This window comes from Lachnoclostridium sp. An169 (assembly GCF_002160525.1).
GTDB classification, from domain to species: Bacteria; Bacillota; Clostridia; order Lachnospirales; family Lachnospiraceae; genus Mediterraneibacter; species Mediterraneibacter cottocaccae.
On record NZ_NFKT01000003.1, the window covers coordinates 53,300 to 66,277 of the forward strand.

The 12,978-nt window shown below is 53.2% G+C and carries 11 protein-coding genes; 7 read left to right on the top strand and 4 right to left on the bottom strand.

The genetic code is table 11. From position 1 onward, the window contains the following. Positions 1-83: 83 nt before the first annotated feature. Together B5F07_RS03150 and B5F07_RS03155 are read left to right on the top strand one after the other, a co-directional pair. Positions 84-1,541, top strand: coding sequence for an aminoacyl-histidine dipeptidase (locus tag B5F07_RS03150; protein ID WP_087159830.1), 1,458 nt, complete (start codon positions 84-86; stop codon positions 1,539-1,541). 90 nt (positions 1,542-1,631) lie between these two features. Further along, positions 1,632-2,003: an SHOCT domain-containing protein gene (locus B5F07_RS03155; protein ID WP_087159831.1), complete on the top strand. Its 372-nt coding sequence runs from the start codon at positions 1,632-1,634 to the stop codon at positions 2,001-2,003. Between the two features lie 141 nt (positions 2,004-2,144). Here the strand turns inward: B5F07_RS03155 and B5F07_RS03160 are convergent, their stop codons facing one another. From B5F07_RS03160 to B5F07_RS03170, 3 genes are read right to left on the bottom strand one after another with little or no spacing between them, the layout of a single operon-like run. Next, the gene (locus tag B5F07_RS03160) at positions 2,145-2,504 is read right to left on the bottom strand and encodes a hypothetical protein (protein WP_204248807.1); all 360 of its coding nucleotides are present in this window, start codon (positions 2,502-2,504) and stop codon (positions 2,145-2,147) included. Further along, on the bottom strand, positions 2,504-2,857 hold the full coding sequence (locus B5F07_RS03165; RefSeq protein WP_191403776.1) for a PqqD family protein: 354 nt from the start codon (positions 2,855-2,857) through the stop codon (positions 2,504-2,506). Before B5F07_RS03165 ends, B5F07_RS03160 begins: the two co-directional genes overlap by 1 nt. Positions 2,858-2,897: 40 nt before the next feature. After that, a complete protein-coding gene (locus B5F07_RS03170) occupies positions 2,898-4,790 on the bottom strand; it encodes an OPT family oligopeptide transporter (RefSeq protein WP_087159833.1) in 1,893 nt (630 codons plus the stop codon). Between the two features lie 219 nt (positions 4,791-5,009). Here B5F07_RS03170 and B5F07_RS03175 point away from each other — a divergent pair, with 219 nt between their 5' ends. Beyond that, positions 5,010-5,537, top strand: coding sequence for a LytR/AlgR family response regulator transcription factor (locus tag B5F07_RS03175; RefSeq protein ID WP_087159834.1), 528 nt, complete (start codon positions 5,010-5,012; stop codon positions 5,535-5,537). Between the two features lie 1,075 nt (positions 5,538-6,612). Continuing rightward, positions 6,613-6,951, top strand: a complete 339-nt coding sequence (locus B5F07_RS23655) for an ATP-binding protein (protein WP_442911407.1) — start codon at positions 6,613-6,615, stop codon at positions 6,949-6,951. Here the strand turns inward: B5F07_RS23655 and B5F07_RS03185 are convergent. Next, positions 6,896-8,155: a glycoside hydrolase family 5 protein gene (locus tag B5F07_RS03185; protein ID WP_242972416.1), complete on the bottom strand. Its 1,260-nt coding sequence runs from the start codon at positions 8,153-8,155 to the stop codon at positions 6,896-6,898. The two genes, B5F07_RS23655 and B5F07_RS03185, sit on opposite strands and share 56 nt — an antisense overlap. 301 nt (positions 8,156-8,456) lie before the next feature. Here B5F07_RS03185 and B5F07_RS03190 point away from each other — a divergent pair, with 301 nt between their 5' ends. The 3 genes from B5F07_RS03190 to B5F07_RS03200 are packed head-to-tail and all read left to right on the top strand — an operon-like array spanning position 8,457 to position 12,966. Continuing rightward, positions 8,457-9,419, top strand: a complete 963-nt coding sequence (locus B5F07_RS03190; RefSeq protein ID WP_087159836.1) for a hypothetical protein — start codon at positions 8,457-8,459, stop codon at positions 9,417-9,419. A 19-nt stretch (positions 9,420-9,438) separates the two neighbouring features. Continuing rightward, positions 9,439-12,495, top strand: a complete 3,057-nt coding sequence (locus B5F07_RS03195) for a glycoside hydrolase family 3 protein (RefSeq protein WP_087159837.1) — start codon at positions 9,439-9,441, stop codon at positions 12,493-12,495. A gap of 6 nt (positions 12,496-12,501) precedes the next feature. Then, positions 12,502-12,966 (top strand): hypothetical protein, encoded by a 465-nt coding sequence (locus tag B5F07_RS03200; protein WP_087159838.1) that lies wholly within the window; start codon positions 12,502-12,504, stop codon positions 12,964-12,966. Positions 12,967-12,978 lie beyond the last annotated feature (12 nt).

The following is a 12,978-nucleotide window of genomic DNA, read 5'->3' on the forward strand; positions in this document are numbered from 1 at the left end:
GACGGAAATCTGCTATAATCATTTAAGGATCGTTTCCGGCGCAGCCGTGCCGGAAAAATAAGATTACAGAAAGTAGGATGACTATGGATTACAGAATTACCGGTTATAAGCCGGAAAAATTATTTCACTTTTTTGAGGAGATCAGCGCAGTGCCTCGGGGATCGGCGAATGAGAAAGGGATCAGTGATTACCTGGTGAAATTCGCGGAGGAGAGAGGTCTTTGGCACTACCGGGATGATATGTACAATGTGATCATCAAGAAAGCCGGAAGCAAAGGCGCGGAGGACAAGCCGGCGGTAATGCTCCAGGGGCATACAGATATGGTGTGCGAGAAACGTGCAGGCGTGGAGCACGACTTTGAGAAAGACGGTCTGGACCTGGTTGTGAAGGACGGCAACCTTACGGCAAACGGCACTACTCTTGGCGCGGACAATGGAATTGCCGTGGCTCTGATGCTGACGGTTCTGGATGATGATACGCTGGCCCATCCGCCTGTGGAGTGCGTGTTTACCACCCAGGAGGAGATCGGGCTCAATGGCGCGGCTGCCCTGGACAAATCCCAGATCAGCGCCCGGATTATGGTAAATATGGATTCCGAGACGGAAGGAGTTGCCACAGTAAGCTGCGCAGGCGGGATGCATGTGGAGCTGACAAAGAAAGTGCAGCGTGAGACGGTATCCGGAACCATGCTGCAGATTACAGTGGAAGGACTGCAGGGAGGTCACTCCGGGACAGATATCTCCAAAGAGCGCCAGAACGGCAATATCCTGATGGCGCGGATGCTGAACCGGCTTCTCACGGAGACAGATGGAAGACTGGTCACATTTGCGGGCGGAAATAAGGACAACGCGATTCCGAGAGAGTGTGAGGCGTCCCTGATCTATACGGATGCGGAAGAGGCGAAGAAGGCAGAGGCGCTTGCCTGCAGTCTGGCGGAGACATTTGCAGATGAGATTACGCCCTATGAGCCGGATTTCTCCTGTGAGATCGCAGTGGAAGAGAACCGGGAGGCAGCGGCGCTCTCAGAGGAGGACGCGCGCAACCTTGTGACAGCAGTGTACCTTGCGCCCAACGGGGTTCAGAGAAGAAACATGAAGATGGAAGGATTCGTTGTGACTTCCTCGAATCTGGGTATCGTAAAGGCAGAGGAGGACCGCCTCCTGATCGTATTCTCCCCGCGTTCCTCCGTGGCTTCCCTCCAGGAGGAGATGCGGACGAGGCTCAGGACTCTGGCGGATACCTTCGGATTTGCCATGGAGTGCAGCGGGGAATACCCGGGATGGAGCTACAAAGAGGAATCCCGGATCCGTGAGATCTGTCAGGAAAGCTACCGGGAGCTCTTCGGTGAGGAGCTGAAGATCGAGGCGATCCATGCGGGACTGGAGTGCGGACTCTTCTCCGACGCGATCCCAGGGCTTGACGCCATCGCGGTGGGACCGACGATCCTGGAGTGCCATACTCCGGATGAGTACCTGCCTCTGGACTCCTCAGAGCGGTTCTATGAATTCCTGAAAGATATCCTTGCCCGCCTGGCGGAGTAAGGACCCGGCATGCCAGGTGAACCAATAACCTGGCATGCCGGAGATCGGTGAGATGTTGAGAAACAGCGGATGAAAGGAGGATATGCGGAAATGTCAAAGAATATCAGGGTGAAACCGGGGAAAACCCAGTCCAAGGCAGGGATGGCGGCAGGAGTACTTTTCTGCCTGATCGGTGTGTTTGTGGTAATTCCGACATTCGGAATGTTTGGAATTATATGGACAGTCTTTGCGCTGATTATCACGATCATCAACGGAATCAACGCATTTTCGGACCGGGGAGTACCTTCCCATGAGATCGTCATAGAGGATGGGGAAGATCCGGGAATCAGTGAAGAAAAAACAGAAAGCCTGAAAACAGAGATAGAAGAACGGCTGAATGCGGCAAAGTCCCTCTATGAGTCCGGCAGGATCACGGAAGAGGAGTACGAGCAGAAGCGAAAGGAGATCCTTGGAAGACTGTGATAATGACAGACCCGCAGATCTCTGAAAATACAGATCGAAAATACAGATCCATAAAAAGAAAAAGAACCGGAAACCTCAGACCGTGTTGCACGGAGGGGTTCCGGTTCTTTTTCTGTGGCGTGTCTGCCGGAGCGCTTTTCCCTAGCGTCTCAGGCGATATACCGTCCGTCCCTTTTCCGTCTCCTCTGTGATCATTTTCTGCCGTTTCATATAGGGGAGAAGAGAGCGGAGAAATTTCTCCGGGTCGGTCACGCCGATGGTCTCTTTGCTGAAAGGCTGTTTTGCCGTCAGACCTGCGACCACGCTTTTCAGCTCTTCTTCTGTCATGGCTCCGTTTTTGCGGAGCGCTTTCCGGATCCGGGCGATTCCTTTTGAACTTAAGAGATTCGCCAGATCCTGCTTCTGCCTCGCCGTGCGCCAGAGCCCCCATCCGTAGATGAACGCCACCGCCACGGCGAAGAGAAGTACGTAAGGAATATAGTGGAGAATGGTCTGCAGCATTATTTCTGTTTCTCCCCCTTCCAGAAGATCAGGTGATTGTCATGCATGATCTCCAGAAATTTGATCAGGCGGGAGAGGGATTTCTCCATGCCGGGAAAACGGCTGTCCAGCTCCTGCGAGAGGGCGTGTACATCCTTTTTCCCGTCAATGCCCCCCCAGACGAAGCTTCCGTATGCATCCATGGTGATGTCGCTCACCCTGGGTCTGTGGAAGAATCGCTGCGCGATCCGGTGGTAGAATCCTTTCCACTCCACATACAGGATGACGATGCCGTCGTCCCCTGTCTCATATTCAATTTCCGGGTTCCTTACCGGCACATAGTCAAGATAGTTCCGGCTTTCTTTCTTTTTCATCGGCATTGTCACTCCTGTTTTCCTTTCTTTAATCTTTATGCTATTTGTTCTTCTCTTTCTTCATGCACACTTTATAGATACCGAAGAGCAGGATCAGGAAGATGATCAGGCTTCCGATCTGCGGAAGTTTGAAGGGCAGGAAGGAACCGACTGCATCGTCCACTCCGGCTACCGCAAGGATTGCCAGGATGATGCCCACGATACCCTCTCCGGCGATAAGACCGGAAGTAAAGAGTGTACCGCGGTCTGCGCGTGCCTTCTTCTCCTCATCGCTTCCCTTGATGCGGTCCACGATGAAGCGGATGATACCGCCTGCCATGATACCTGCGCTTAAGCTGAACGGAAGGTAAAGACCTACTGCAAACGGCATAACCGGAATCTTCAGGATCTCAACTGCGATGGCGATAAAGACGCCGATCAGGATCATAGCCCAGGGAAGTTCCGCGTTCATGATACCTTCAACAAGCATTTTCATCATGGTTGCCTGTGCTGCCGGAAGCTTGTCTGAACCGTACTCCCAGGCTGCGTTAAGCAGGTAGAGAACGAATCCGATGGCAATGGAGGAAGCGACCACTCCGATCATCTCTCCGAGCTGCTGTTTCTTCGGTGTTGCGCCTACGATAAATCCGGTCTTTAAGTCCTGTGAAGTATCTCCGGCGATGGCTGCGATGATGCAGATGATACCGCCGATGGCGATGGCGCCTACCATTCCGGTTGTTCCGGTTGTCCCGGTTGCCTTCAGAAGAAGTGTGGCGATAATCAGTGTTGCGATTGCCATACCGGATACCGGGTTATTGGAGGATCCGATCAGTCCGACCATACGGGAGGACACGGTGGCAAAGAAGAAACCGAACACTACCACGATCAGTGCGCCAAGCGGGTTCACCGGGAATACCGGGAGAAGCCAGATCGCAACTGCGATTACAAGCGCGATGACGAGCAGAATCGGCATGGGAAGATCCTGTTCTGTACGCAGGACTTTCTTCTGCGCATGGTTTCTGGACATGCTCGCCATTGCCTGTTTGAAGGTGCGTACGATCAGCGGGAAGCTCTTGATCAGGCTGATGATACCGCCTGCAGCCACAGCTCCTGCGCCGATGTATTTGATATAGTTGGTCCAGAGCAGATCCGGTGTAAGTTCGCTGATCGGCTTGCTGGCAGGGAATAAAATCTGATCCCCGCCGAAGAGCGCGATCATCGGCATGAGCACGAACCAGCTTAAAGTACCGCCGGCAAGCATGTAGCTTGCGATCTTCGGACCGCAGATAAAGCCCACGCCTGCAAGAGACGGGAGTACCTGGATCCCGATCTGGGAGCCGGCGAAGCCTTTGAATGCATATCCGATCTCGCTGGGGAAGAACTTCAGTCCGTCTGCGATGAACTTATACGCTGCGGAGATTCCAAGGCCGGCGAATACGGATCCGGCTTTGCTTCCGCCCTGCTCGCCTGCGAGAAGGACTTCCGCACATGCAGTTCCCTCCGGGAACGGCAGCGTTCCGTGTTCTTCCACGATCAGTGCCTGACGGAGAGGAACCATGAAGCATACGCCCAGGATACCTCCGAAGAGAGCTACAAGGAAGATTGTCATGATACTCGGGAAATCAATCTTTCCCTCTTCTGCCCAGATAAACAGGGCCGGGAGCGTGAAGATCGCTCCTGCGGCAACAGATTCACCGGCGGAACCGATGGTCTGCACCATGTTGTTTTCCAGAATGGAATCTCTGCGGAGCAGGACACGGATGATGCCCATGGAGATAACGGCAGCCGGGATGGATGCCGAGATCGTCATACCGACGATCAGTCCGATGTAGGCGTTGGCTGCACCGAATACGACCGCGAGAATGATTCCGATCAGGATGGATGTGACTGTAAATTCCGGGACGATTCTGTCCGCCGGAATATACGGCTTGAATTCGTTTTTGTTGTTGTTCATTTTCCTTTTCATTCCTTTCAATCATATTTTTTTAACAACTTTTTAACACAAGCTTTGCTATTATACCACGCTGTCATGCTAAAGGGAAGAATAATTTGCAATAAAGTGGCGGGTCAGGTATAATCGTTTATAAATAGTGAAAAATCAGAGAAAAATACAGGAAATTCAGAGAAAATATTTTCCAGGACAGGGAGAAAAAGATGCGGGTTGCAGTGATCGATGACGAGAGGGAGGAGCGGGCTGGACACTGCCAGGGAGATCCGGAAAAAGGATGAGAATGTGGTGATTCTGTTCGTGACCAATATGGCGCAGTATGCCATCAACGGCTACGAGGTGGAGGCGGTGGACTATATCATCAAGCCTGTGGGCTACTATGATTTTTCCATGAAGTTCCAGAAGGCGGTCAGCAAGGCGGCCCAGCGAAGAGACCGGACATTTGCCCTTGAGACGGTGGATGGGACGAGGAAGGTCAGGGTCTCGGATATCTGGTACGTGGAAGTGCTCTCTCATTATCTGATGTACCACACAAAGGAAGGCTGCTTTAAAGTGAGGGGGAGCATGAAGGTTCACGAGGCGGAGCTTGCCCCCTATGATTTCTGCCGGATTCACAAGTCCTATCTGGTGAATATGGCATATGTGGAGGAGATCCGTACCGGGGAGGCGGAAGTCGGCGGGGACGTGCTTCCTGTCGGCAGGAGCTATAAAGAGAAATTTATGCAGGAATATCTGAGATACATCAGAGGATAGAGTCAGGAGTGAGGGAATCATGGATTTTTTGTCAGTACTCGACCAGTTCCGCTACATTACGGGAGCTCTGGTCAGTGTGTTTTTGTTCGGCATCCACGCGGCGCCGAAGCGGAGTCACTTTGCGCTCCGTGTGGCGGGAAGCTATGTGGTCTGCCTTGGAGCGGCGCTTCTGTTTCTGCCGATCCAGACTTATCTGGCCGAACACGGGATGACCTGGTACACGACAGCCCCTTACTGGGGGATTATGAGCTTCGTGCCGGCGCTGGTACTCATGTTCTGCTTTGAAATGAATCTGTGCAGCGCCCTGTTCCACGGACTGCTCGGGGCCGCTCTGGAGTCGGTTGTGACGACGATTCTCCGCTATCATGTAGTCATGAACCTGTATCCGGATCTGCCGGAGCGTCACACGGCGCTCTATATTCTGATTGCGCTGGCGATATACGTTCCGCTCTATTTTATCGGGTACCGGCTGGCTGCTGTCAGGATGCAGAGGGATGACAGCGGACTTTATCAGAAAAAAGGACGGACAACGCTGATCTTTTTCCTGATCTATCTTTTTCATACGGTGATTACTTCCGCTGCCAAGGTGGTCTGTGAGTTTATCGTCCTCCCTCTGCAGACGGAGGATATTTACGCGAACATCTTTTTTATCGTCCGCCATTTCTGTGTGCTTGTCATGCTGCTGATCAGCCTGAGCATGATGATTATTCTGTACTATGTCTATGAGGCGGTTGTGCTCCAGAACGAGAGGAAGATGTTCAACCAGCTTCTCCAGGAGAAGGAAGCGCAGTACGAGTTCTCCAGGGAAAATATTGAGATGATCAACCGGAAATGCCACGATCTGAAGCATCAGCTCCGGGCTCTGGAATTCGCCGGAGAGGATGAGCGCAGCCAGATGCTCAAAGAGACAAAGAAGGCAGTGGATTTCTACGATGCGGTGGTGAAGACCGGAAATGAAGCCCTGGACACGCTTCTCACCGAGAAGAGCGTCTACTGCGTGAACCGGAATATCCGTCTCTCCTGCATGGTCAATACGAATCAGCTGGATTCCTTCCGCGTGGTGGATCTGTACACCATGCTCGGCAATGCCATCGACAACGCCATCGAGAGTGTTGACCGGATCAGCGATGCGGAGAAAAAGACCATCAGCCTCTCCATCAAGGATCAGGGCAAGATGCTCTATGTTTCTGTAGAAAACTATTATGAGGGCGAGATTGTGATCCGGGGCGGTTATCCGGTTACTCATAAAAAGGATAAGGAAAACCATGGATTCGGCGTAAAGAGTATTCAGCTCATCGCCAGGAGGTACGGCGGTGATATCCGTGTGAGTACGGCCCACCACATTTTCCTCCTGCAGATTATCCTTCCGACGGCTTCCGGAAATCAAGCCAGCCGGATTCGACGCATTTCCTGAAATCCCACGCCTCCATGTTTTTCCCTGTCTGCCCGTCCCCGAGCCGGTAATTCCAGTAGATGGAACCGGCTCCTTTCTTTTCCCATGTCTCAAGCTGGTACTGAGCGATGTCTGAATAGTAATCCGACAGCTCCCCGGAATCATCCACTTCATAGGAATAGTTGTTGAACAGGCTCCACTCCCCGCAGATCACCGGGAAGCGTGTCTGCAGCGCCTCCATGAGAAGACCGTTGCCCCAGACGAAAGCCCGGTGCCAGAAAGGACTTTTGAGCCCCACGGACTCCACGTTAAAGAGATAGACGTGGGTGTCGAAGGCAACGCCCTGATATTCCCCGTCATTCATAAAGGTAAGCCAGCTCCACATCTGAAAGGCATCGTGGTAGACGATCCATTTGTCATCCGGAAGAAGCGGGCGGAGACGATCGTAAGCCTTCAGATAATAGCTTTTCAGGAAATCCATGGAAAGGGGAGCGGACTGTTCTGCCAGTTCTTTATCCACCGGAGGATAGCGCTCCATCACATCCATATCCTCCCATTCCTGGCTGCTGACCAGGGGCTCGTTGAGAGGCTGGATGCCGAACAGCCCGGGGCGTTCTCCGTAGCGAACGGCAAGACGTTCCAGTACATCCAGCACATAGTCCACTTCTTCCGGGTGCTGCGCCCAGACGCAGACGCCGCTTATGCCCCCGTTGTCAAAGCCGTTCTGGCTTCCCGGCACCATGTGCATGTCGATGAGGATCTGCATCCCGTATTTTTCCGCCCAGTCAAAGGCCCGGTCCAGTTCATCGATGCAGGCGATGTAGGGCTCATCTGTCCGGTCGCCGAATATGTAGTAGGGAATGGGAATCCGCACCAGATTCACGTCCTGATCAGCCAGAAAGGCAAAATCCTCTTCCGTTATAAAAGTACTCCGGTGTTTTTCAATCCGCGCTGCATAGTCTTCTGCCGGGATGGCGCGGGCGAGTGTGTACTCATCTGCCGCGTCTGTCCCTTCGAATACTTCCGGCGTCATCCACCGCTCCAGGACAAGCCAGCTCCCCAGGTTCACCCCTCGGATATCCGACAGGCTGTCGTCCCGCATGATGCGGGTAAAGACTGTAAATCCCAGGGCGAGGAGGGCAATCAGCAGCAGAAGGGCGCCTGCCGCGGTCAGAAACCATCTGAGGGGGGAATGTCTTTTCTTCTTTACCGTATTCTTTTCCATATACACTGCTCCATTCTGTTTATTATCCGGAAACCGGATACTGACAGTCCTGCTTTTTTGCAGTCTGAAATTCTCTCTATTATAAATAGAAGAGATCTCTCCGGACAAGAGCTCTGGCACGAACAGCACAGGTGCGTCCCAAACACCATGTAAACCCTCTGTAAAGGACGTGTAAAGCACGGCGAAAAGTCGTTTGTGCCAGAAATCCTTCATTCGTGCCACGCATATTGTATGGAAAACGGACGGGATATATACTAAATGCGACAAAAAGATACGCGATAAGCGAAGGAGGAAGATTACTATGAAAAATGCAAAGAAACTTTTGGCAGTTGGACTTACCGTTTGTACAGCAGCGGCTATGACAGCCTGCGGTGGCGGGGCAAAGGATGAGACTTACACCGTTACTTACGACAACAGCCTGGGATCGGATGTGTTGGACGCCATCCCGGATTACCAGTTCCTGCCGTCCGACCTGAGCTGGATGATTCCCAACGGACTGAATCTTGACGTGACGCTGGATGTGACAGCAGACGGAAACTACACACTGACATCCAGGTATTACACACAGAATGAACCGGAAGAGGGAGATCCGACTTACTGCAATATCCAGATGGAGGCAACCGGTACATACACACAGGAGGATGACATGATTACAATCTCTGTTCCGGATTCTGCCACAGCCACATACGGCGGCGGCGCTTACATCACTGAGCAGGGAATGTTCCTTCCGTTCAGCTATGCGGAGGACGGATCCACTGGTGAGTGGACCAGCGATGAAGTGCCGGAGATTCTGGACTGCGTGCCGGAGACGGTGTTCACTGTGACCGATGACGGCGCCATCTCCACATGGGAGGCAGCAGGCGACGCGACAGGAAACCCGAAAGATAATGCGGATGCAGACGCTGCAGCAGAAGACAGCACAGAAGGAACAGACGCGGCAGGCACCGATGCTGCAGCAGGGACAGATGCGGCAGGACAGACAGCAGAGGCTGCGTTTACCATGACTTCTCCCGAGTGGGATGCCGTGACCATGACATTTAATACAGACGGAACATGCGCATTTAACATGGCAGAGTACGGCATCACAGAGGAGTGTACATGGACATTCGCAGACGGAGTCCTGACAGTGACGAAATCCGACGGAACGACAGCAGTTTCCGAGATGGACGGGGACACCATGAAGCTTTCCTACGATTCTGTGACAGCTCCGGGACAGATGATCGGCAACTTTGAGAGCACAGACTGGGCTGACTTCTTTCAATAAAATGTGAGGTAACGGGAACATGAAAGAAAAACGTGGATCGAATCTTTACGCAGGTCTTATGAATATTTTTGCGGTGATCCTCGTGGCGGCCATCATGGCATACGGCATTGCGGATTCCTACCGCATCACGCTGGACGGATATCTGGGAACCCAAAGCAGCGTGACGATCAACGACGGGGACGAGACAGACCTGTACGACTATCTGTCAGATTATGAGACAGCAGAAGAACTTGTTGCGGCCCATATGGACCTGAACGAGCGCCTGGAGGAAGAGGGAGCGGTGCTCCTGAAAAACGAGAACAATGCCCTTCCGCTTTCCTCTGACGGAAATATTAAAGTAACACTTTTCGGCATGCATTCCGACCTGACCCAGTTCTCCGGAAGTATCGGAGCGACCACGGCGACGGCGCAGAACGTGAAGATGGCAGACGCCTTCAACGCGAGAGGGTTTGAAGTGAATCCGGACATGGTGGCGTTCTACCAGGGACTGGAAGATACCTACACACCCGGGCGGGCAAGCTCCTCCGCGGTCTCCACGGAGGCAGTGGGAGCAACGGTAAATGAAGTGCCCCAGTCCGAGTACGCGGCGGCTCCGGCAGATACATACGCCTCCTATGCGGATGCGGCGATCATCGTTCTGGGAAGAGACAGCGGCGAGAGTTGTGATTACTTCCCGGGTGAAACCGGAATCGCCAATCCCGATGAGTTTGATGAAGGTTCCAATATCCTGGGACTTTCCCGGGACGAGAAAGCACTGGTGCAGTATGTAAAGGACCAGGGATGTTTTGAGAAGATCATCGTTCTGCTGAATACCACGTCAACCATGGAGATCGAGAGCCTGAAAGATGATCCGGAGATTGATTCCATCATGTGGATCGGCAATCCGGGATGCTACGGCTTCTATGGAATCGCGGATCTGATGAACGCAGCCAGCGGCGTATCCCCGTCAGGATCCCTTGTGGATACCTACGCGGTGAACACGGCCAACTCTCCGGCAGCGCAGAATTTCGGCGTGTATATGTGGAACAATGCGGCGGACATCGATTCCAGTTCCTCCTATGCCCTGCGTGCAGCATGGTACCTGGTGGAGAACGAGGGGATCTATGACGGCTATAAATATTATGAGACACGTTACTATGACAGCATTGTAAATCCGGCGTCCGGGGCGACCTCTTCCGTGGGATCCAGCATCTCCGGCGGATGGGATTACGAGAATGAAGTCTCCTATCCCTTTGGTTACGGGTTGAGCTATACGACCTTCTCGGAGGAGATCGTACCGGAGAAGTCCGAGATCCAGATCGACGGCACTTCCACCATCACCGTGAGAGTGACAAATACCGGCGATGTGGCAGGAAAGGACAATGTACAGCTCTACCTTGCACTGCCCTATGCGGACGGACAGGTGGAGAAATCCGCCATCCAGCTGGTAGGATATGCCAAGACCGGCGAGGCGGCGGAAGGCGAAGGCTATGAAAATGTAGTGTATCTGCAGCCGGGTGAGTCGGAAGAAGTGACCATCACGGTGGAGCGCGACTACTATGCAAGCTACGACGAGGCAGAAGGGGACGGCGCATATGTCCTGGATGCGGGAACCTATTATTTCGCAGTGGGTGACGGCGCGCATGATGCTCTTCAGAATGTGATGACAGCGCAGGGATATCTCTCCGAAGGAAATACTGCCGCAGTAGTTTCCGCAGACCTTGCGGAAAAACAGATCATCGACGAGACAAAAGAGGGCGCGGCGATCTCCAATCAGTTTACGGACAGCGACATCAACAGCCTGATTCCGGATACTACAACCTATCTGTCCAGAAGCGACTGGGCGGGGACGTTCCCGGAGACTGTGGAATCCCTGACAGCAACAGAAGAGATGATCACACAGCTCCGCAACGATACTTATACTATGGCGGAGGGCGAGGATACCTCGGAGTTTGCATTCGGAACCCTGGGACACAGCGACGGCACAAGGGCATGCGAACTGAAGGGAATCACCGACTACGATGACCCCACATTTGCAAAAGTGATCGCAAATATGCCCCTTGAGACCATTGCAACGCAGATTGCCATGGAGTATTCCGAGATGAGCAGCTTTACAGAGATGGCAGCGGGAAATGCAGCCTGCATGGACGGTCCGGTGGGACTTCTGCTGACCCTCGGAACGAGTGCAAAGGGAATCTACGCCATGGATGAGTCGGATCCGAACTATAACTTCAGCCTGAACACCTTTGTGAGCGAGCCCGTGGTGGCGTCCACATTCAGCCACAAGCTGGCGGAAGAGGAAGGAAAGCTGATCGGAAATGATTCCATCTGGACTCAGACGTCCTGGTGGTTCGCACCGGCCATGAACCTGCACAGACTTCCCTACAACGGAAGAAACAACGAGTATTATTCCGAGGATCCTGTCCTCACCGGATATATGGCAAGCGATACGATCATCGGCGCCCAGAGCAGAGGCGTTGTGACGACGATAAAACACTTTGCTTTCAACAACATGGAGACCAACCGGGAAGGCGTCGCAACCTTCTTTGACGAGCAGGGCGCCCGTGAAAACGAGCTGCGGGGCTTCCAGATGGCATTCGAGGCAGGCGGCTCCAAGGAAGTCATGACCTCCTTCAACCGTGTGGGATGCACCTTCTCCAGCGCAGACGAGGGCCTGATCACCGGGCTGCTCCGCGGCGAGTGGGATTTCAAGGGAATCGTCACCACAGATATGGTTAAGGCGCCGGAGTATGAGACATGGGAAGAGTCCATCCTTGCAGGAACAGATATCATGCTCAACACATCCCCGGTCAACGAGGACGGAAAGGCATGGGAGACCTGCCAGGCAAAATACATCAGCGGCGATGCCCGGATGACGGAAACCGTATATGAGAGCGTACACCATGTGCTCTATGCATTTGCGGATTCCGTATGGCTCAACGGCATGAGCGAGGATACCCGGGTTGAGCGGCTCTATCCGTACTGGGAGCTTATCATTATCAGCCTGATCGCAGTGGGAGCGGCAGGAACCGCGGTAAGCGGCGGCCTGTGGATCTTCCGGTCAGTGAAAAACAAAAACGGCAAGAAAGGAGCTTAAAGGGCGATGAGTAAGAACAAAGCAGAGAAGAAACACGGTTTCCGTTTCCTTTCAAGTATTGTAACCTGTGTGTTTGCCGTACTGGCAGTGATCGCCTATATCGTCGGCACTTCCTATTTCGGATATTATGACGATCTGAATCTGGGAATTGTCCTTCTGATCGCGGCAGGGGCTGTCCTTTGCATGGCGTCCGCCGTGCTGATCGACCGGACCGGGAAAAATACGGTGCCCTCCCTTCTGACGATCGCGGCGTCGGTCCTCCTGACGGTCAGCCTGATGATGATCTTAAGCGCCAGGGTCTATTCCTTTGCTGTGCTGATCCTCTCCGACCTTGAGAGAGACAATCTGGAAGGATACTATGCGCTGTACACATCCATCGGGGCGGCAGGACTTCTGACCATGGGAATCATCAGCAATATGGTGACGGCATTCGTCCGGGGCTTCGTGAAAAAGGACAAAGTGCAGGCATAACGGCTTATCATA